General features: G+C 50.3%; 32 protein-coding genes. 6 read left to right on the plus strand and 26 right to left on the minus strand.

Translation table 11 applies throughout. The features are described from left to right. The first annotated feature begins 421 nt into the window (after nt 1-421). Entirely contained in the window at nt 422-976 is a 555-nt protein-coding gene (locus M8013_RS03690; protein ID WP_271266483.1) for a gamma carbonic anhydrase family protein, read from the plus strand. Here M8013_RS03690 and M8013_RS03695 read toward each other — a convergent pair. Genes M8013_RS03695 through dprA form a run of 6 tightly spaced genes read right to left on the minus strand, consistent with a single transcriptional unit; the run spans nt 952 to nt 4734 of the window. Next, on the minus strand, nt 952-1200 hold the full coding sequence (locus tag M8013_RS03695; protein ID WP_271266484.1) for a DUF1488 family protein: 249 nt from the start codon (nt 1198-1200) through the stop codon (nt 952-954). The two genes, M8013_RS03690 and M8013_RS03695, sit on opposite strands and share 25 nt — an antisense overlap. After that, nucleotides 1197-2015: a shikimate dehydrogenase gene (gene aroE / locus M8013_RS03700; protein ID WP_271266485.1), complete on the minus strand. Its 819-nt coding sequence runs from the start codon at nt 2013-2015 to the stop codon at nt 1197-1199. The genes M8013_RS03695 and aroE overlap by 4 nt, the downstream gene beginning before the upstream one ends. A gap of 4 nt (nt 2016-2019) precedes the next feature. Further along, nucleotides 2020-2592, minus strand: a complete 573-nt coding sequence (gene tsaC / locus M8013_RS03705; protein WP_271266486.1) for an L-threonylcarbamoyladenylate synthase type 1 TsaC — start codon at nt 2590-2592, stop codon at nt 2020-2022. Then, the gene (locus tag M8013_RS03710) at nt 2585-3139 is read right to left on the minus strand and encodes a DNA topoisomerase family protein (RefSeq protein ID WP_271266487.1); all 555 of its coding nucleotides are present in this window, start codon (nt 3137-3139) and stop codon (nt 2585-2587) included. The genes tsaC and M8013_RS03710 overlap by 8 nt, the downstream gene beginning before the upstream one ends. Before the next feature lie 25 nt (nt 3140-3164). Beyond that, a complete protein-coding gene (gene smg, locus M8013_RS03715) occupies nt 3165-3638 on the minus strand; it encodes a DUF494 family protein Smg (protein WP_271266488.1) in 474 nt (157 codons plus the stop codon). Continuing rightward, entirely contained in the window at nt 3610-4734 is a 1125-nt protein-coding gene (dprA, locus tag M8013_RS03720; RefSeq protein WP_271266489.1) for a DNA-protecting protein DprA, read from the minus strand. Before dprA ends, smg begins: the two co-directional genes overlap by 29 nt. Nucleotides 4735-4861: 127 nt before the next feature. Between dprA and def the strand changes: the two genes are divergently transcribed. The 5 genes from def to mscL all read left to right on the plus strand — a co-directional run bounded on the left by def (nt 4862) and on the right by mscL (nt 9645). Continuing rightward, nucleotides 4862-5371, plus strand: a complete 510-nt coding sequence (gene def, locus M8013_RS03725; RefSeq protein ID WP_271266490.1) for a peptide deformylase — start codon at nt 4862-4864, stop codon at nt 5369-5371. 25 nt (nt 5372-5396) lie between these two features. Continuing rightward, nucleotides 5397-6344, plus strand: a complete 948-nt coding sequence (gene fmt, locus M8013_RS03730) for a methionyl-tRNA formyltransferase (protein ID WP_271266491.1) — start codon at nt 5397-5399, stop codon at nt 6342-6344. 52 nt (nt 6345-6396) lie between these two features. Continuing rightward, on the plus strand, nt 6397-7683 hold the full coding sequence (gene rsmB, locus M8013_RS03735) for a 16S rRNA (cytosine(967)-C(5))-methyltransferase RsmB (RefSeq protein WP_271266492.1): 1287 nt from the start codon (nt 6397-6399) through the stop codon (nt 7681-7683). A 22-nt stretch (nt 7684-7705) separates the two neighbouring features. Then, nucleotides 7706-9082 (plus strand): Trk system potassium transporter TrkA, encoded by a 1377-nt coding sequence (gene trkA, locus M8013_RS03740; protein WP_271266493.1) that lies wholly within the window; start codon nt 7706-7708, stop codon nt 9080-9082. A 146-nt stretch (nt 9083-9228) separates the two neighbouring features. Then, complete coding sequence (gene mscL, locus M8013_RS03745) at nt 9229-9645, plus strand: large-conductance mechanosensitive channel protein MscL (RefSeq protein ID WP_271266494.1); 417 nt, start codon at nt 9229-9231, stop codon at nt 9643-9645. Here the strand turns inward: mscL and M8013_RS03750 are convergent. From M8013_RS03750 to rplN, 20 genes are all read right to left on the minus strand, one after another. Further along, complete coding sequence (locus M8013_RS03750) at nt 9613-9858, minus strand: alternative ribosome-rescue factor A (RefSeq protein WP_271266495.1); 246 nt, start codon at nt 9856-9858, stop codon at nt 9613-9615. The two genes, mscL and M8013_RS03750, sit on opposite strands and share 33 nt — an antisense overlap. 55 nt (nt 9859-9913) lie before the next feature. Beyond that, nucleotides 9914-10339 carry a Zn(2+)-responsive transcriptional regulator gene (gene zntR / locus M8013_RS03755; RefSeq protein WP_271266496.1) on the minus strand — a complete coding sequence of 142 codons (426 nt, stop codon included), beginning with the start codon at nt 10337-10339 and terminating at the stop codon, nt 9914-9916. A gap of 2 nt (nt 10340-10341) precedes the next feature. Further along, a complete protein-coding gene (locus M8013_RS03760; RefSeq protein ID WP_271266497.1) occupies nt 10342-10710 on the minus strand; it encodes a DnaJ family domain-containing protein in 369 nt (122 codons plus the stop codon). A 105-nt stretch (nt 10711-10815) separates the two neighbouring features. Continuing rightward, nucleotides 10816-11202, minus strand: a complete 387-nt coding sequence (rplQ, locus tag M8013_RS03765) for a 50S ribosomal protein L17 (RefSeq protein ID WP_001216372.1) — start codon at nt 11200-11202, stop codon at nt 10816-10818. Between the two features lie 40 nt (nt 11203-11242). Beyond that, nucleotides 11243-12232 carry a DNA-directed RNA polymerase subunit alpha gene (locus tag M8013_RS03770; RefSeq protein ID WP_002919219.1) on the minus strand — a complete coding sequence of 330 codons (990 nt, stop codon included), beginning with the start codon at nt 12230-12232 and terminating at the stop codon, nt 11243-11245. Nucleotides 12233-12257: 25 nt separating this feature from the next. After that, nucleotides 12258-12878 (minus strand): 30S ribosomal protein S4, encoded by a 621-nt coding sequence (gene rpsD, locus M8013_RS03775; RefSeq protein WP_271266498.1) that lies wholly within the window; start codon nt 12876-12878, stop codon nt 12258-12260. 34 nt (nt 12879-12912) lie between these two features. Then, complete coding sequence (gene rpsK / locus M8013_RS03780) at nt 12913-13302, minus strand: 30S ribosomal protein S11 (RefSeq protein WP_003863312.1); 390 nt, start codon at nt 13300-13302, stop codon at nt 12913-12915. 16 nt (nt 13303-13318) lie between these two features. Next, nucleotides 13319-13675, minus strand: coding sequence for a 30S ribosomal protein S13 (gene rpsM, locus M8013_RS03785; RefSeq protein WP_003031135.1), 357 nt, complete (start codon nt 13673-13675; stop codon nt 13319-13321). Nucleotides 13676-13821: 146 nt separating this feature from the next. Beyond that, nucleotides 13822-13938: a 50S ribosomal protein L36 gene (gene rpmJ / locus M8013_RS03790; RefSeq protein ID WP_000868187.1), complete on the minus strand. Its 117-nt coding sequence runs from the start codon at nt 13936-13938 to the stop codon at nt 13822-13824. 31 nt (nt 13939-13969) lie between these two features. Beyond that, a complete protein-coding gene (gene secY, locus M8013_RS03795) occupies nt 13970-15301 on the minus strand; it encodes a preprotein translocase subunit SecY (protein WP_271266499.1) in 1332 nt (443 codons plus the stop codon). 7 nt (nt 15302-15308) lie between these two features. Next, nucleotides 15309-15743: a 50S ribosomal protein L15 gene (gene rplO / locus M8013_RS03800; RefSeq protein ID WP_271266500.1), complete on the minus strand. Its 435-nt coding sequence runs from the start codon at nt 15741-15743 to the stop codon at nt 15309-15311. 3 nt (nt 15744-15746) lie between these two features. Continuing rightward, on the minus strand, nt 15747-15926 hold the full coding sequence (rpmD, locus tag M8013_RS03805) for a 50S ribosomal protein L30 (RefSeq protein WP_003863301.1): 180 nt from the start codon (nt 15924-15926) through the stop codon (nt 15747-15749). A 6-nt stretch (nt 15927-15932) separates the two neighbouring features. Then, nucleotides 15933-16433: a 30S ribosomal protein S5 gene (gene rpsE, locus M8013_RS03810; protein ID WP_271266501.1), complete on the minus strand. Its 501-nt coding sequence runs from the start codon at nt 16431-16433 to the stop codon at nt 15933-15935. A gap of 14 nt (nt 16434-16447) precedes the next feature. Then, nucleotides 16448-16801, minus strand: coding sequence for a 50S ribosomal protein L18 (gene rplR, locus M8013_RS03815; RefSeq protein WP_015960708.1), 354 nt, complete (start codon nt 16799-16801; stop codon nt 16448-16450). A 9-nt stretch (nt 16802-16810) separates the two neighbouring features. Further along, on the minus strand, nt 16811-17344 hold the full coding sequence (rplF, locus tag M8013_RS03820) for a 50S ribosomal protein L6 (RefSeq protein WP_271266502.1): 534 nt from the start codon (nt 17342-17344) through the stop codon (nt 16811-16813). A 12-nt stretch (nt 17345-17356) separates the two neighbouring features. Beyond that, nucleotides 17357-17749 carry a 30S ribosomal protein S8 gene (gene rpsH / locus M8013_RS03825; protein ID WP_032614699.1) on the minus strand — a complete coding sequence of 131 codons (393 nt, stop codon included), beginning with the start codon at nt 17747-17749 and terminating at the stop codon, nt 17357-17359. Between the two features lie 30 nt (nt 17750-17779). Beyond that, nucleotides 17780-18085 carry a 30S ribosomal protein S14 gene (rpsN, locus tag M8013_RS03830; protein ID WP_032614701.1) on the minus strand — a complete coding sequence of 102 codons (306 nt, stop codon included), beginning with the start codon at nt 18083-18085 and terminating at the stop codon, nt 17780-17782. A 14-nt stretch (nt 18086-18099) separates the two neighbouring features. Next, on the minus strand, nt 18100-18639 hold the full coding sequence (gene rplE / locus M8013_RS03835; protein WP_271266503.1) for a 50S ribosomal protein L5: 540 nt from the start codon (nt 18637-18639) through the stop codon (nt 18100-18102). 14 nt (nt 18640-18653) lie between these two features. Beyond that, the gene (gene rplX, locus M8013_RS03840; protein WP_006178919.1) at nt 18654-18968 is read right to left on the minus strand and encodes a 50S ribosomal protein L24; all 315 of its coding nucleotides are present in this window, start codon (nt 18966-18968) and stop codon (nt 18654-18656) included. 10 nt (nt 18969-18978) lie between these two features. Continuing rightward, nucleotides 18979-19350 (minus strand): 50S ribosomal protein L14, encoded by a 372-nt coding sequence (rplN, locus tag M8013_RS03845; protein WP_004160583.1) that lies wholly within the window; start codon nt 19348-19350, stop codon nt 18979-18981. Nucleotides 19351-19473 lie beyond the last annotated feature (123 nt).

The raw sequence follows: 19473 nt of genomic DNA on the forward strand, positions 1-19473 counted from the left end.
AGAGACTTTGGTATTCATTTAGCGTCTTGCGACGTTTAGAATCCATGTCACTTTGAGTGCCCACACAGATTGTCTGATAAATTGTTAAAGAGCAGTGCAACGCGGCTTTCGCTCACCGTTGCGAGGTGGCGTATATTACGCTTTCCTCTTTCAGAGTCAAGCGTTTATTTTCGCTTTTCTCTTCAACCGAACCGGCTGTTTGTGTGAAGTGATTCACATGTTCCGTGTCGATGGAGGCGCATTATAGGGATCCCAGTTTTTAGCACAAGCATTTTTTCGATCTTTTATTTTGACTGCTTTTTTTTCGTCCTTTTCGCTGAAATCCCATCCGATCCGCTCAAATATTGACGTATTTCCCCCTTGATCAAGCTGAATAATACGATCAAAGTCATCTGTATAGTGATCATCAGTCGAGGTTGATATGTCCGCAGTACTCCGTCCTTATAAAGATCTATTCCCGCAACAAGGCGATCGCGTAATGATCGACAGCAGTAGCGTGGTTATTGGCGATGTCCGAATGGATGACGACGTCAGCATCTGGCCATTGGTCGCTATTCGCGGCGATGTCAATTATGTCGCAATCGGCGCACGTACCAATATTCAGGATGGCAGCGTTCTGCATGTCACCCACAAATCTTCATACAATCCTGAAGGCAATCCGCTGATCATTGGCGAAGATGTCACCGTCGGCCATAAAGTCATGCTGCACGGTTGCATAATCGGCAATCGCGTTCTGGTCGGCATGGGCTCGATTTTGTTGGATGGTGTCGTAATAGAAGATGATGTAATGATTGGCGCGGGCAGCCTGGTGCCGCAAAACAAGCGACTCGAGAGTGGCTTTCTTTATTTAGGTAGCCCGGTTAAGCAGATCCGCCCCCTGACGGAAGCGGAAAAGGAAGCCTTGAAGTATTCAGCCAATAACTACGTTAAGTGGAAGAATGACTATCTGGATCAGGAGAGCCAGAACCAACCCTGATCGTCATCCAGTCCCTCGCGGATCTCATCGCTGGCTTCTTCTTCCAGATCCCAGCGATGATCGCGAAAAGCGTACAGTGCATCGATATCGCCAAAACGGCGCTCCAGCGTGATGCCTGCAATGGCACACATCACTAGCATGCCGTTTACCAGCGCTGGGAAGCAAACCGCCGACTTTTTTTCATCCCAATATTCCCGCTCCGGGAACTGGATCGCCTGGTTCAAACAGAAAGCTCCTGCTTAAGCTTCTCAATTACTGGCTCTACTGCCGGTAATACGCCGTGCCAGAGCATCACCGCATGCGCAGCCTGACCCACCAGCATACCTAGACCATCGGCGAGATGTTTTGCTCCCTGCTGCTCACACCAGCTCAGAAAAGGTGTTCTACCTTTTTGATAAAACATGTCGTAGCAGCGGACATGCGGGTTCACGACTGAAGAAGGGATCGCTGGAACCTCACCACCCAAGCCACTAGAAGTCGCATTAATGATAAGGTCGAATTCTTGCCCGCTTAACGCATCCATAGCGACAGCATGAATACTGCCGGTATGGGCAAAAAGCGCAGCCAGACCTTCAGCGCGGGAATAGGTTCGATTCGTAATAGTGACCGCACAATCCAGCGAGAGCAGAGGCAAAATGACCCCACGCGATGCCCCGCCCGCGCCAATCAGCAGGATCCGCGCCCCGGGTTTGATAAATGACAGCCGTTCCAGATCGCTCAGTAAACCAATGCCATCGGTGTTGTCCCCCAGAATCCGACCATCCTCCAGGCGCTTAAGTGTATTCACGGCACCAGCAAGAGAGGCGCGTTCAGTTAATTCATCGGCGCGTTCAAATGCCTCTTCTTTAAAAGGTACAGTAACATTCGCCCCTTTTCCGCCATCAGTAAAGAAAGCTTCCAGCGTGCTTACAAAGGCATCGACAGGCGCAATTACGCGACCATAAGGATGCTCAATGTGTAGTTGCTGCGCGAATTGCTGGTGAATAAAGGGCGACTTGCTGTGCGCAATGGGATTACCAAAAACGGCATACGTTTCCATCTTATTACCCCTGGCGAAAACGTTCGCCGGTTAAAGCATCTCGGATTTCTGACGGGTTCAGGCGTCCACTGGTATCGCCGATAACGACGGGGAAATCATGGCCGAACTGCGTCTGCACTTCTTCGGCTGTACGACAAGGCGGTAATCCGGTCAGATTGGCGCTGGTAGAAACTAGCGGTTTACCAAACGCGTTACACAATTCGATAACCAAAGGATGATCCGTCACGCGAACGGCAAGTGAGTCAAAACGACCCGTAAGCCAGCGTGGGGTAGTCGGCAGTGCCGGGAAGACAAACGTCACCGGCCCAGGCCAGGCGGTAAAAATTGACTCACGTTGCGCTGGCGTCAGCATCGAATCATCAATATAGGGTTGAATTTGCTCGAAGCTGGAAGCGATTAAAATGAGACCTTTCTCTACCGGTCTCTGTTTTAGTGCTAATAACCGGCTAACGGCGGTTTCACTGTCGGGATCGCATCCGACCCCAAAAACAGCTTCTGTTGGATAGGCGATGACTTCTTCTTTATTCAGTACATCCACCGCATGCGCGATAGAGCCTGATGGCAGGTTGTTATTCACTATTTTGATCCGCCGGAACCGGCTTTCCACATTGTTTACTGGCACAGAAGCGCTTGACGCCTTGCGCAGTTTTCTTTTCGATAAGTAGCGGGTACTGGCACTCAGGACAACATCCCGCCACCGGTTTGAAATTGGTTACGAACTGACATTCAGGATAACGATCGCAGGAGTAGAATGTCTTACCGTAACGCGAACGCCGTTGAACAAGATGCCCACTGTCGCATTGCGGGCAGGCCAACGCGGTTTCATCGGGCTTATCAATTTGTTCTGTGTGTCCACATTCGGGATAGCGACAGCAGCCGATAAACATGCCGAAACGCCCCTGACGCAGCGCCAGATCGTCGCCACATTGTGGGCATGCCTGCCCCTCCAGAATCTTAACAATGTGTCCGTCTGCCTGATTTTTCAGGGGACGAACATAATCACATTCTGGAAAATGTGCACAACCGAGAAACGGCCCGTGCTTACCGGAGCGGATAACAAGCTCTGCCCCACACTGCGGGCAGGGCTCGTTTTTATGCACCGTAAATAGTGCTGATTTGGCCATAACAACTCTTGGTGCTGCTGATGAATTAATGCAGCATACCTTCATTCACTTCAAAGAGTAATTCTTCCATTTGCTGATAGGCATTTTCACAGCCCGGAATATTGAACAGAACCATCAGGATGACCCATTTTAGGTCTTCCAGCTCAAATTCTGCCGTATCCAGAGCCATAACGCGTTCTATCACCATTTCACGCGTTTCGAGGTTGAGCACCTGAATTTGCTCCAGGAATAAAATGAATCCCCGGCAACTCGCATCCAGCCTTTCACATTCATCAGCAGTATAGATGCGCACAGACAGCGGATCGGAAACCAACTGCATCGGTTCGGCGAGGCCTTCCTGATAATCAGCCAGTTTTTCGAGCCATATTAACGCGTTGTAGATATCTTCCCGTTCAAAACCCGCATCAGTAAGATCGCGCGTAAGCTTGTCCTGATCCACGCGCGCTTCAGCTTCGTTATGGATGTAAGTCTCAAACAAATACATCAGTACGTCGAACATGGCATGCCCTCCTTAATCGGACATAGCCGCCGGGTACAGCTGCGATCCATCCTGCTAACTCCAGTTCCAGTAGCTGTGCTACCGTTACTGGCACAGGTTGGCCGGCACGTTCAGCGACAACGTCAACAGGTGTTACCTCATCTCCTACGTTAGCCAGGAGCTCAGGAAATGGCAATGCTACCTGGTCTTGATCTGATAAATTAAGTCTATTTTCGGGTTCACCCACAAGCCAATTGAAGCTGGATCGCAAACTTTCCAGAATGTCCTCTGCCGCAGTAACGGGAGTGGCACCCTCCTTAATCAGCCAGTGCGGCCCTTCGCATCCCGGACTGCCGACGGCCCCCGGCAAGGCAAAAATTTCACGCCCCTGTTCAAGGGCACATTTTGCGGTAACGAGCGACCCGCTGCGCAGCATCGCTTCTATAACAAAAACGCCCTGGCTCAGCCCACTAATAATGCGATTACGTCGAGGGAAGTTACCTGGCCACGGGGGTGTCGCAAGCGCGAACTCTGAAACGATAGCACCACCGTTTGCGATCAGGTTCTCAGCCAGGGAGACATGGCGACGGGGATAGACGGTAGACAGGCCATTACCTAATACCGCTACACTTTTTCCCTTAACGTTTAGCGCCGCACGGTGAGCGATTCCATCGATTCCGCACGCCAGACCGCTGGTAATGGTTAGCCCGGCCAGGGCCAGCTGTTCGCAGAAGATCTTTCCCCAACGCTCGCCATACCAGGAGTGCGAACGGCTGCCAACAACAGCGAGTTGCAGGCTCTCCAGTATCGATGGATTGCCCCTCACAAAAAGCGCGCCGGGGAAATCTGCAATGGCCCGCAACTGTGGCGGGTATGAAGAGTGATCTGCACAGATAAGATGATGCCCCGGTTCTGCCAGCCAGTTCATACTGCGTTCAATATCGCGAGGTGAACATGAAAAAAAGCGCTCATTTTGCTTTTGCGTGAGCTCTGCCGCCGCCAGTACAGCGCTATCAAGATGAGCCTCGCGCTGCAATTTTTGCGCTATCAGCACCATCCTGTCGCCGTACAATTCTCCGATGTTTATCAGGCGTAACCATATCTCTGTGGATGTCATCCTTTCCCCTGCCACAAGCAGCCATAGCAATCTTTGCGATTGGTCAGTGATGCTGTCAATCAGGGGGGGATTTGTCTAGAATAGAGGTAATATTCTTTTCAACTCCTGAATACGACTCTGGAAATATATGGCAGTTTTGCAAGTGTTACATATCCCGGACGAGCGCCTTCGCAAAGTCGCCGAGCCGGTTAAAGAAGTGAATGCAGAAACTCAGCGTATCATCGATGATATGTTCGATACGATGTACGCTGAAGAGGGCATTGGTCTCGCCGCTACGCAGGTTGATATTCACCAGCGCATCATCGTGATCGACGTTTCTGAAAACCGGGAAGAACGTCTGGTATTGATTAACCCCGAGTTGCTGGAAAAATGGGGCGAAACAGGAATAGAAGAAGGTTGCCTCTCTATTCCTGAGCAGCGAGCGCTGGTACCCCGCGCAGAAAAAGTCAAAATCCGCGCGCTTGATCGCGACGGTAAACCATTTGAAATGGAAGCGGACGATCTGCTGGCAATTTGCATTCAGCACGAGATGGATCATCTGGTCGGTAAACTGTTTATCGATTATCTCTCGCCAATGAAACAGCAGCGAATTCGTCAGAAAGTAGAGAAACTGGATCGCATGCGCACCCGCGCATAACGTGACCCCGGATACAAGGATTAACGTGTCTACATCACTACGCATCATCTTCGCAGGAACCCCTGACTTCGCAGCGCGTCATCTGGACGCGCTGTTGTCGTCTGGCCATCAGGTTGTTGGCGTCTTTACTCAGCCGGATCGCCCTGCAGGCCGTGGTAAAAAACTGATGCCGAGCCCGGTTAAAGTGCTGGCGGAAGAACATAGTTTACCTGTGTTTCAACCTGCGTCACTGCGCCCTCAGGAAAACCAGCAACTTGTGGCTGAACTAAACGCAGATGTCATGGTAGTTGTGGCATACGGCCTTATTCTGCCAAAAGCGGTTCTTGAGATGCCGCGTCAGGGTTGCATTAATGTCCATGGTTCTCTGCTCCCGCGCTGGCGCGGTGCGGCACCGATACAACGTGCATTGTGGGCCGGGGATGCCAACACTGGCGTGACGATTATGCAGATGGATGTGGGTCTGGATACCGGTGACATGCTGTATAAGCTCTCCTGCCCCATTGCTGCCGACGATACCAGTGCCACTCTGTATGGCAAACTGGCGGAGCTCGGGCCGAAAGGTCTTATTGATACACTGCAACAGTTGGCCAACAACAGCATCCAACCTGAAGTACAAGATGAAGCGTTGGTCACTTATGCTGAAAAACTCAGTAAAGAAGAGGCCCGTCTCGACTGGTCACTCTCTGCTGCCCAGCTTGAACGTTGTATACGCGCATTTAATCCCTGGCCGATGAGCTGGCTGGAGATCGACGGGCAACCGGTAAAAGTCTGGCAAGCCTCCGTTATTGCTGGCCAGTCCACTGCGGCACCCGGCACCATCATCGACGCGAGCAAGCAAGGTATTCAGATCGCCACTGTTGAAGGGATCCTTAACCTGGAATCCTTACAACCTGCAGGTAAAAAAGCCATGAGTGCGCAGGATCTTCTGAATTCTCGCCGTGAATGGTTTACACCCGGCAATTGTCTCGCCTGAAATCATCTCAATTTTAAGCCCGGAGTTTCCGGGCATTTTTATTTTTGTGGTTATGAAAAAACAAAATTTACGCAGCCTGGCAGCCCAGGCAATTGAGCAAGTGGTCGAGCAGGGTCAATCTCTGAGCAATGTTCTGCCATCGTTCCAGCAAAAAGTCTCTGATAAAGACAAAGCACTGCTCCAGGAGCTGTGCTTTGGTGTCCTGCGCACATTGCCACAGCTGGAGTGGTTGATCGGTAAACTGATGTCGCGCCCGATGACGGGTAAGCAACGCGTCCTGCATTATCTGATCATGGTTGGTCTTTATCAGTTATTGCATACCCGTATTCCACCTCATGCCGCACTGGCAGAGACCGTTGAAGGTGCGGTGGCAGTGAAGCGCCCGCAGTTAAAAGGGCTGATTAATGGCGTACTTCGCCAGTTTCAGCGCCAGCAAGATGAACTGCTCGCAGAATTTTCAGGCTCAGAGAAACGCTTCCTTCATCCTGACTGGTTGCTAAAACGTCTGCAAAAAGCCTACCCACAGCAGTGGGAAACCATTGTGGGCGCCAATAACCTACGTCCGCCGATGTGGCTGCGCGTCAATCGCAACCATCATTCTCGCGATGAATGGATGGCGCTGCTTGAAGAGGCAGGTATGAGTGGATTTACCCATCCGGACTATAACGATGCGGTTCGTCTGGCAAACCCTGCTTCTGTACTTGCGCTTCCGGGCTTTGAACAAGGCTGGGTCACCGTTCAGGACGCCTCTGCTCAAGGCTGCATGACCTTTCTTGAACCGCAAAATGGTGAGCGCATCCTTGATCTGTGCGCAGCACCAGGCGGTAAAACAACGCATATCCTTGAGGCCGCACCTCAGGCAAGCGTGATGGCGGTCGATATTGACGAACAACGTCTGTCTCGCGTCTACGACAACCTTAAGCGCCTCGGCATGAAGGCAGAAGTCAAACAGGGTGACGGACGTACACCAGCCCAATGGTGTGGCGATGAGCAGTTCGATCGCATTTTGCTGGATGCCCCCTGCTCTGCCACCGGCGTTATTCGACGCCATCCGGATATTAAATGGCTGCGTCGCGATCGCGATATCAACGAACTCGCGCAGCTGCAATCGGAAATCCTTGATGCGGTCTGGCCCCATCTGAAATCAGGTGGAACGCTGGTGTATGCAACCTGTTCCGTGTTGCCTGAAGAGAACAGCCTGCAAATCGCGGCTTTTCTTAAGCGTACGCCTAATGCCCGTCTGCAGACGACTGGAACACCACAACAGCCCGGCAAGCAGAATCTGCCTGGGGCAGAAGAAGGCGACGGCTTCTTTTACGCTAAGCTAATCAAAGAGTGATGTTGATAACGGGTCACATGATATGAAGATAATCATTCTGGGCGCGGGGCAGGTCGGCGGGACGCTGGCTGAAAACCTGGTTGGTGAGAATAACGATATCACCATCGTGGATACCAATGGCGATCGTTTGCGGAGTCTGCAGGATAAGTTTGATTTGCGCGTAGTTCAGGGTCATGGTTCTCATCCTCGTGTGCTACGTGAGGCCGGTGCAGATGATGCAGACATGCTGGTTGCCGTCACCAGTTCAGATGAAACGAATATGGTGGCCTGTCAGGTGGCCTATTCGTTATTCAACACACCTAACCGTATCGCGCGCATCCGTTCTCCGGACTACATCCGTGATGCCGATAAGTTGTTTAATTCTGATGCGGTGCCTATTGACCATTTAATTGCTCCTGAACAGCTGGTTATCGACAGCATTTACCGACTGATCGAATATCCAGGTGCACTGCAGGTGGTCAATTTTGCCGAAGGTAAAGTCAGCCTTGCCGTTGTAAAAGCCTATTACGGTGGCCCATTAATTGGGAACGCACTCTCTACGATGCGCGATCATATGCCGCATATTGACACGCGAGTTGCGGCTATTTTCCGCCATGACCGCCCTATCCGGCCGCAAGGGTCAACCATTGTTGAAGCCGGGGATGAAGTCTTCTTTATCGCCGCCTCCCAGCATATTCGCGCTGTAATGAGTGAGCTTCAGCGACTTGAAAAGCCCTATAAACGCATCATGCTCGTAGGGGGCGGTAATATCGGCGCCGGCCTGGCTCGGCAGCTTGAAAAAGATTACAGCGTAAAACTGATCGAACGCGATCAACAGCGAGCCTCTGAGCTGGCAGAAAAATTGCAAAACACGATCGTCTTTTATGGTGATGCGTCGGATCAAGAGCTGCTTGCTGAAGAGCACATCGATCAAGTTGATCTTTTCATTGCTGTTACCAATGATGATGAAGCAAACATCATGTCAGCAATGCTGGCAAAACGCATGGGTGCAAAGAAGGTTATGGTGCTTATCCAGCGTCGGGCCTATGTCGATCTGGTCCAGGGAAGCGTTATCGATATTGCCATTTCGCCCCAGCAGGCCACCATTTCTGCCCTGCTGAGCCATGTGCGTAAAGCCGATATTGTTGGGGTGTCTTCTCTGCGACGTGGAGTGGCAGAGGCCATTGAGGCTGTAGCGCACGGTGATGAGAGCACTTCCCGCGTGGTTGGACGTGCCATTGATGAGATTAAGCTTCCGCCAGGCACCATCATTGGTGCCGTTGTCCGCGGTAATGAAGTTATGATCGCCAACGATAATTTACGTATTGAGCAAGGCGATCACGTCATTATGTTTCTGACGGACAAAAAGTTTATTACTGACGTCGAGCGGTTATTTCAGCCAAGTCCTTTCTTCCTGTAATTCTCTGGAGGGCTGTATATAGCCCTCCAACCATTTAACCCAATAATATGTAAGGGTTAAATTATTATGACGTCTGTCCATCCTTAATGGCAATTAACTAATCCTTTGTTAAACTTAAACTCATTGGATGGCATAAGGAGAAGAAAATGAGTGTTATTAAAGAGTTTCGCGAATTTGCGATGCGTGGGAACGTAGTGGATTTGGCAGTTGGTGTGATCATTGGTGCAGCGTTCGGTAAGATCGTTTCCTCACTGGTTGCCGATATCATTATGCCGCCGCTGGGCCTACTGATAGGTGGTATTGATTTCAAACAGTTCGCCGTTACCTTACGCGCCGCGCAAGGCGATATTCCGCCAGTGGTAATGCACTACGGAGTATTCATTCAGAACGTATTTGATTTTGTGATTGTTGCCTTCGCCATTTTCATGGCTATCAAGCTTATCAATCGACTGAATCGTAAGAAGAAAGAAGAGCCAGCTGCAGCGCCAGTTCCAACTAAAGAAGAAGTGTTGTTGACTGAAATTCGTGACTTACTGAAGGTTCAGAATAACCGTACCCTTTAAGATACCTGAAGTAAGAAGGCCAGTGGTAAGAAAGCAATTTGCTTGCTTGCCACTGGCCTCCCAGTTACCCCGTTTTGCATGTTTTGTTTTTCGCAGATAACTCCCTTTTCCTTTCTTATTCTTCTCAATCCGTTGCCTGAATAACGGATCATGCAGAAGTGCTTCAATTGCATTATCGTTGATCTGCCCTTTCGTATGCTGATAGCGGCTCATAATTTCTCCTGTGTGTAAAAAGTCAACGCGAGTGTAGAAGCTGTCATGAGTAAAATCAACAACCGCGAGATTCCCCATTAGCCCCTTGTTCGAGAGTTTCAAGAATAGAACAGTAAACGCTGCTGTGAGAAGTGCCACAGCAGGCATCATTTAAGCGTTGCAGAGACAAGCGCATCGTTTGTAACTCTTCAATACGCGCTTCAACCTCACTGAGTCTAGCCTGAACAATGCTTTTAGACTCCTGGCAGGTATGGTGTTCCGGATCGATTCGGATCGACAGCAGTTCACGGATCGATTCGAGCGTAAATCCGAGCTGCCGGGCATGGCGGATAAACTTCAGTCGCTGAAGATCTTTATCGGTATATAACCTAAAGCCGCCTTCGGTGCGTACTTCATGCTCCATCATCTGCTGTTTTTCGTAATAGCGGATAGTGTCAGGGGTGACGTCCGCTAGCTTTGCGATCTCACCAATCCGAAACATACCTATTCCTCGTTGAGTTTTTGTAAAAGCCTGCCGGAATAATCTCCTTGCAGGAAATCAGTACTCATGCCCGCCTGTCGAAGTTTCAGTTCAAGCAGGACGAGACGACGACTATACCCCGTATAGTCCGCAGATTCTCTTCTGACCGTACTTAACAGCCGGGCGAGTTCAATGGCTTCTTTACGCTGCTCAAGTTCAGGCGGCAAATAACCTGCATTTTTCAGCACGCGGTAACTGGCACGCAGATCGGCGGGAACATGCGAATCATCGTCAAGCATCAACGGCTCGCCGCTGCCTTGCAAATTATCGAATTCACCTTTGCGTTGAGCATCAAGAATATACCGTTCTGCCCACAGGTCGAGTAACCACATAGCAAACTTCCGCAGCAAACGAATGACAGGATTATTGTAGGTAAGATGGGGAGATGATGAAAATAAAAAAACCCGCCGAAGCGGGTTTCTTCATGTTACTGCAGATTACTCTGCAGCAGCTTCTGCTTTCGATTCAGAACGATCAACCAGCTCGATGTAAGCCATCGGAGCGTTGTCGCCTGCACGGAAGCCACACTTCAGAATACGAGTGTAACCACCGGCACGGCTCGCGAAACGCGGGCCCAATTCGTTAAACAGTTTTGCCACGATCTCGTTATCACGAGTACGGGCGAATGCCAGACGACGATTAGCAACGCTGTCAGTCTTGGCAAGAGTAATCAGCGGCTCAACTACGCGACGCAGCTCTTTCGCTTTAGGCAGGGTCGTCTTGATGATCTCATGACGAACCAGTGAACCTGCCATGTTGCGGAACATAGCCTGGCGATGGCTGCTGTTGCGGTTCAGTTGACGACCACTCTTACGATGGCGCATGACCTTATCCTTCTCAGTAAAACCTTAACCTGTGATCCGGTTACTCGTCAGCAATGCTTGCTGGTGGCCAGTTTTCCAGGCGCATGCCCAGAGACAAACCACGCGAAGCCAGCACGTCTTTAATCTCGGTAAGAGATTTTTTACCCAGGTTAGGCGTCTTAAGAAGCTCAACCTCGGTACGCTGTACCAGATCACCGATATAGTGGATAGCTTCTGCCTTAAGGCAGTTAGCAGAGCGGACAGTCAATTCCAGATCGTCAACAGGGCGCAGCAGGATCGGATCGAATTCTGGTTTCTCTTCTTTGACTTCCGGCTGACGTACATCACGTAAGTCAACGAAAGCTTCCAGTTGTTCTGCCAGGATGGTTGCCGCACGACGAATCGCCTCTTCAGGATCGATTGTGCCGTTGGTTTCCATTTCGATGACCAGCTTGTCCAGGTCGGTACGCTGTTCTACACGCGCTGCTTCAACATTGTAGGCAATACGCTCTACAGGGCTATAGCAGGCGTCGACCAACAGACGGCCGATTGGGCGCTCATCTTCTTCCGAATGAATTCGGGCAGAAGCCGGCACATAACCGCGACCGCGCTGAACTTTGATACGCATGCTAATAGCTGCGTTCTCATCAGTCAGGTGGCAGATCACGTGCTGCGGCTTGACGATTTCGACATCACCGTCGTGGGTAATGTCGGCTGCAGTCACAGGGCCAATGCCAGATTTATTCAGAGTAAGAATAACTTCATCTTTCCCCTGAACTCTCACCGCCAGCCCTTTCAGGTTGAGCAGGATTTCCAGGATATCTTCCTGAACGCCTTCTTTGGTGCTGTACTCATGAAGTACACCATCAATCTCAACCTCGGTCACCGCACAACCCGGCATCGATGAGAGCAGAATACGGCGCAGTGCGTTACCCAGAGTATGGCCAAAGCCACGCTCTAAAGGCTCAAGGGTCACCTTGGCGTGCGTCGAACTCACTTGCTCGATATCTACCAGGCGCGGTTTTAGAAACTCTGTCACAGAACCCTGCATTGTGTCCTCTCTTTGGTACTAAGCTTTACTTGGAGTAAAGCTCGACGATCAGGTGTTCGTTAATGTCCGCAGACAGATCAGAACGTTCCGGCTGACGCTTGAACGTGCCTTCCATCTTGCCAGCATCAACTTCCAGCCAGGTTGGCTTTTCACGCTGCTCAGCCAGCTCCAGAGCGGCTTTCACGCGAGATTGCTTTTTCGCTTTCTCACGAATGCTAACAACGTCATTCGCTTTAACCTGATAAGAAGCGATGTTAACAACACGACCGTTTACCATGATTGCTTTATGGCTAACCATCTGACGTGCTTCAGCACGAGTAGCGCCAAAGCCCATACGGTATACAACGTTGTCCAGACGACCTTCCAGCAGAGCCAACAGGTTTTCACCGGTGTTGCCTTTCAGACGTGCTGCTTCTTTATAGTAGTTACGGAACTGACGCTCCAGCACACCGTAGATACGGCGAACTTTCTGCTTTTCACGCAACTGAACACCATAGTCAGACAGACGCGGTTTACGCGCACCGTGCTGGCCAGGAGCTTGTTCAATTTTACACTTGGTATCGATCGCGCGAACGCCAGACTTAAGGAATAAGTCGGTGCCCTCACGACGGCTAAGCTTGAGCTTAGGACCCAAATATCTTGCCATTTTCTATCTCCAACAATCCTAGAAAACGTAGGCGTTATACGCGACGTTTTTTCGGCGGACGACAACCGTTATGAGGGATCGGAGTCACATCAGTAATATTAGTGATGCGGAAACCAGCGGCGTTCAGAGCACGAACAGTAGATTCGCGACCCGGACCCGGACCTTTTACCATAACTTCCAGATTCTTGATGCCGTATTCTTTTACGGCTTCAGCGCAACGCTCTGCTGCAACCTGAGCTGCGAACGGAGTTGATTTGCGTGAACCACGGAAACCGGAACCACCGGCAGTTGCCCAACCCAGTGCGTTACCCTGACGATCAGTAATAGTAACGATGGTGTTGTTGAAAGAAGCATGGATATGAGCCACGCCGTCAGAGACTTGTTTTCTTACACGCTTACGTGCACGAACTGGTGCCTTTGCCATTATTCAATCACCCCGATTATTTCTTGATCGGTTTGCGCGGACCCTTACGGGTACGTGCGTTGGTCTTGGTGCGCTGGCCGCGAACCGGGAGACCACGACGATGACGCAAACCGCGATAGCAACCAAGATCCATAAGACGCTTGATGCTCATGCTAACTTCACGGCGCAGATCACCTTCAACGACAAATTTGGCAACTTCGTCACGCAGCGTGTCGATTTGTTCTTCAGACAGCTCACTGATCTTAACATCTTCAGCGATACCCGCTGCAGCCAGAATGGCCTTAGAACGGGTCTTGCCGACGCCATAGATCGAAGTTAATGCGATCACAGCATGTTTCTGATCAGGAATGTTAATGCCTGCTATACGGGCCACTATGCACTCCTACTATTTAATATGTACGCACCATGCTGAAAAGCCCGTTTTCAGGATACTCAAATGGATACGTACAGACATACAAAAGATTGGCTGGCTAATCTAGCCAGCTCAACCCAACTTTGCAAGAAAAATATGCGAAATAATCAGCCTTGGCGCTGTTTATGCTTCGGCTCGGCACTGCAAATCACACGGATGACACCATCACGCTTAACGATTTTGCAGTTACGGCATAATTTCTTGACGGAAGCACGAACTTTCATTTTTACTCTCCGTAACTTCTCGGGCGACCATTTATCGGCCGTAGCCTTTCAGGTTCGCCTTCTTCAATGCAGACTCGTACTGACTCGACATCATCAGAGTTTGCACTTGAGCCATAAAGTCCATAATGACGACGACAACGATAAGCAGCGAGGTTCCACCGAAGTAGAACGGCACTTTCATTGCATCACGCATGAACTCCGGGATCAGGCAAATAAAAGTAATATAAAGCGCACCAACCAAAGTCAGGCGAGTCATTACTTTATCGATATACTTCGCCGTTTGCTCTCCCGGACGAATTCCTGGTACAAATGCACCGGACTTCTTCAGGTTATCTGCTGTTTCACGTGGGTTGAAGACCAACGCCGTATAGAAGAAACAGAAGAAGATGATCGCAGACGCATAGAGTAACACATAAAGTGGTTGCCCAGGCTGCAAATACAGCGAAATTGTTGTCAGCCAGTTCCAACCAGTTCCGCCCCCGAACCATGACGCGATGGTTGCTGGGAACAGAATAATACTGGAAGCGAAGATTGCCGGGATAACCCCTGCCATATTCACTTTCAGCGGCAAATGTGTGCTCTGTGCAGCATATACACGACGGCCTTGCTGACGTTTGGCGTAGTTCACCACAATGCGGCGTTGACCACGTTCAACGAAGATAACAAAGAACGTCACTGCAAATACTAATACTGCAACCAACAGCAACAGGAGGAAGTGCAGGTCGCCTTGACGCGCTTGCTCGATAGTGTGGGCAATGGCTGGCGGGAGTCCCGCAACGATACCAGCGAAGATAATGATCGAAATACCGTTACCGATACCACGTTCAGTAATCTGTTCGCCGAGCCACATCAGGAACATTGTCCCTGAGACCAGACTTACAACAGCGGTGAAATAGAATGCAAAGCCTGGGTTAATAACCAGGCCCTGCATACCAGGCATATTCGGTAAACCGGTAGCAATACCGATCGACTGGAATATTGCCAGCACCAGAGTGCCGTAACGGGTGTACTGGCTGATCTTACGACGACCAGACTCCCCTTCTTTCTTCAGTTCTGCCAGGGCCGGATGAACGACCGTTAGCAGCTGGATAATAATCGATGCCGAAATGTACGGCATGATACCCAGAGCAAAGATTGAAGCACGGCTGAGAGCACCACCAGAGAACATGTTAAACATTTCAATGATAGTGCCTCGCTGTTGCTCAAGCAGTTTGGCAAGTACAGTGGCATCAATACCAGGGATCGGAATAAAAGAGCCAATACGGAACACAATCAGTGCACCGATCACAAACAAAAGTCTGCGCTTCAGTTCACCAAGCCCACCTTTGGCACTTTGAAAATCTAATCCCGGTTGTTTAGCCATCTGCTACTTATTCCTCGATTTTACCGCCAGCAGCTTCGATAGCAGTACGTGCACCTTTAGTAACACGCAGGCCACGAACAGTTACCGGAGTCGAAACTTCACCAGACAGGATCACTTTCACGAACTCAATCTGGATACCGATAACGTTAGCTGCTTTCAGCGTGTTCAGGTCCACAATGCCGCCTTCAATTTTCGCCAGGTCAGACAGACGAACTTCGGCTGTGATCGCTGATTTGCGAGAAGTGAAGCCGAACTTCGGCAGACGACGGTACAGTGGCATCTGACCACCCTCGAAACCGCGACGTACGCCACCGCCAGAACGAGAGTTCTGACCTTTGTGACCACGACCACCGGTTTTACCGAGGCCAGAACCGATACCACGACCCAGGCGTTTACCCGCCTTTTTAGAGCCTTCGGCCGGAGACAGAGTATTTAAACGCATCTCTTACTCCTCAACTTTAACCATGAAGTAAACCGCGTTGACCATACCACGAACAGCGGGAGTATCCTCGCGCTCAACGGTATGACCAATACGACGCAGACCCAGGCCAAGCAGCGTTGCCTTATGTTTCGGCAGACGTCCGATTGCACTGCGGGTTTGTGTAATTTTAATAGTCTTTGCCATGGTCAATTACCCCAGAATTTCTTCAACGGATTTACCACGCTTGGCAGCGACCATTTCTGGAGATTTCATATTTTCCAGACCATCAATAGTTGCACGAACCACGTTAATCGGGTTGGTGGAACCATATGCTTTGGCCAGAACGTTATGAACTCCAGCGACTTCCAGGACGGCGCGCATTGCACCACCGGCGATAATACCGGTACCTTGAGAAGCCGGCTGCATGAAGACACGAGAACCCGTGTGAGTACCCTTAACAGGGTGCTGCAGGGTGCCGTGGTTCAGCGCGACGTTAATCATATTGCGACGGGCTTTTTCCATCGCTTTCTGGATCGCTGCTGGAACTTCACGCGCTTTACCGTAACCAAAACCAACGCGACCATTACCATCACCAACAACAGTCAGAGCTGTGAAGGAGAAAATACGACCACCTTTAACGGTTTTAGATACGCGGTTAACCGCGATCAGCTTTTCCTGCAGTTCGCCAGCCTGTTTTTCGATGTGAGCCATCTTACACCTCTACCTTAGAACTGAAGGCCAGCTTCACGGGCAGCATCTGCCAGTGCCTGGACACGACCATGATATTGGAACCCGGAACGGTCAAAGGACACAACTTTGATGCCTTTTTCCAGAGCGCGTTCAGCAACAGCTTTACCTACAGCTGCAGCAGCGTCTTTGTTACCGGTGTACTTCAATTGTTCTGTAATAGCTTTTTCTACAGTAGAAGCAGCTACCAGAACTTCAGAACCGTTCGGTGCAATTACCTGTGCGTAAATATGACGCGGGGTACGATGTACCACCAGGCGAGTTGCACCCAGCTCTTTGAGCTTGCGGCGTGCGCGGGTCGCACGACGGATACGAGCAGATTTCTTATCCATAGTGTTACCTTACTTCTTCTTAGCCTCTTTGGTACGCACGACTTCGTCGGCGTAACGAACACCCTTGCCTTTGTAAGGCTCAGGACGACGGTAGGCGCGGAGATCTGCTGCAACCTGACCAATCAGCTGTTTATCAGCGCCTTTCAGCACGATCTCAGTCTGAGTTGGACATTCTGCAGTGATACCGGCTGGCAGCGGATGCTCAACAGGGTGTGAGAAGCCCAGAGACAGGCCTACTGCATTCCCTTTGATTGCTGCACGATAACCTACACCAACAAGTTGAAGCTTTTTAGTGAAGCCTTCGGTAACACCAACAACCATTGAGTTCAGCAGGGCACGCGCGGTACCAGCCTGAGCCCATCCATCCACGAAACCATCACGTGGACCGAAGGTCAGTGCATTATCTGCATGATTAACTTCAACAGCTTTGTTGAGGGTACGAGTCAGCTCGCCATTTTTACCTTTGATCGTAATAACCTGACCGTCGATTTTTACATCAACGCCGGCAGGAATAACGACCGGTGCTTTAGCAACACGAGACATTCTTTCCTCCGATTAGGCTACGTAGCAGATAATTTCGCCACCAAGACCAGCTTGGCGCGCTGCACGATCAGTCATAACACCTTTTGAGGTAGAAACAACTGCGATACCCATGCCGGCCATAACTTTTGGCAGCTCATCTTTTTTCTTATAGATGCGCAGACCTGGGCGGCTGACACGCTGAATGCTTTCTACAACAGCTTTACCCTGGAAATACTTAAGAGTAAGTTCCAGTTCCGGCTTGGTGTCGCCTTCAACTTTAAAATCTTCGATAAAACCTTCTTCCTTCAGCACGTTGGCAATTGCCACTTTCAGCTTGGCGGAAGGCATGGTGACCGCAACTTTGTTCGCGGCCTGACCGTTACGGATACGGGTCAGCATATCCGCGATCGGATCTTGCATGCTCATCTGTCTTTACTCCCGTGATTCAATTGGTAATTACCAGCTAGCCTTTTTCAAGCCTGGTACTTCACCGCGCATGGCGGCTTCACGCAGTTTGATACGGCTCAACCCAAACTTGCCCACGAAACCATGTGGACGACCTGTTTGACGACAGCGGTTACGCTGACGAGACGGGCTGGAATCACGCGGCAGAGACTGCAGCTTGAGAACAGCATTCCAACGATCTTCGTCGGAAGCGTTCACATCAGAAATGATCGCTTTCAGTTCAGCGCGTTTAGCGAAGAATTTATCAGCTAAAGCGACGCGCTTTACTTCGCGTGCTTTCATTGATTGCTTAGCCATTCAGTAACCCTACCTTACTTGCGGAACGGGAAGTCAAAGGCAGCCAGCAGAGCACGGCCTTCTTCGTCAGATTTCGCAGTAGTGGTAATGGTAATATCCAAACCACGCACGCGGTCGACTTTATCGTAGTCGATTTCTGGGAAGATGATCTGCTCACGGACACCCATGCTGTAGTTACCACGACCGTCGAAAGACTTAGCGGACAAGCCACGGAAGTCACGGATACGTGGTACAGCAATAGTGATCAGGCGCTCAAGGAACTCCCACATGCGTTCGCCACGCAGAGTTACTTTACAGCCGATCGGATAGCCCTGACGGATTTTGAAGCCTGCAACAGATTTGCGTGCTTTGGTGATCAACGGCTTTTGACCGGAGATTGCTGTCAAATCAGCTGCTGCGTTATCCAGCAGTTTCTTGTCAGCGATCGCTTCACCAACACCCATGTTCAGGGTGATCTTCTCGACCCGAGGGACTTGCATGACAGAATTGTAGTTAAACTCAGTCATGAGCTTAGCAACTACATCGTCTTTGTAGTAATCATGCAGTTTCGCCATCGTACTACTCCAAATTACTTGATAGTTTCACTAGTAGATTTAAAGAAACGGACTTTTTTGCCGTCTTCAAATCTAAAGCCTACACGGTCAGCCTTGCCGGTAGCCGCATTGAAGAGTGCAACGTTAGAAACCTGAATAGCAGCTTCTTTTTCAACGATGCCACCTGGTTGGTTCAGGGCCGGAACCGGCTTCTGATGTTTCTTAACCAGGTTGATACCTTCAACGACGAGTTTGCCGGAAGACAGAACATTTTTTACTTTACCGCGTTTACCTTTATCTTTACCGGTTAACACGATAACTTCGTCATCACGACGGATTTTCGCTGCCATGATTCGCTCCTTAGAGTACTTCTGGTGCCAGAGAGATAATTTTCATGAACTTTTCAGTACGAAGTTCACGAGTTACCGGCCCAAAGATACGCGTGCCGATAGGCTGCTCGCTGTTATTGTTTAAAATAACGCATGCATTACCATCGAAGCGAATGACAGAACCGTCAGGGCGACGAACACCCTTTCTGGTGCGCACCACTACCGCTTTCAGCACATCACCTTTTTTGACCTTACCACGTGGAATTGCTTCCTTGATGGTGATCTTGATGATGTCGCCTACGCCTGCGTAGCGACGGTGCGAGCCACCCAGAACCTTGATACACATTACGCGACGTGCACCGGAGTTGTCGGCGACGTTCAGCATAGTCTGTTCTTGGATCATTTCAGTGCTCCGCTAATGTCAACTACTACCTGAGACTCCAAAATCAGAGCCGTTAAAAAGCCCCATATCGAGGGCGCGGCATTATAACACCGCTTCTACAATATGGGTAGAAAAAATAAACGG

It is taken from the genome of Silvania confinis, assembly GCF_025564085.1.
Classification (GTDB): Bacteria; Pseudomonadota; Gammaproteobacteria; order Enterobacterales; family Enterobacteriaceae; genus Enterobacter; species Enterobacter confinis.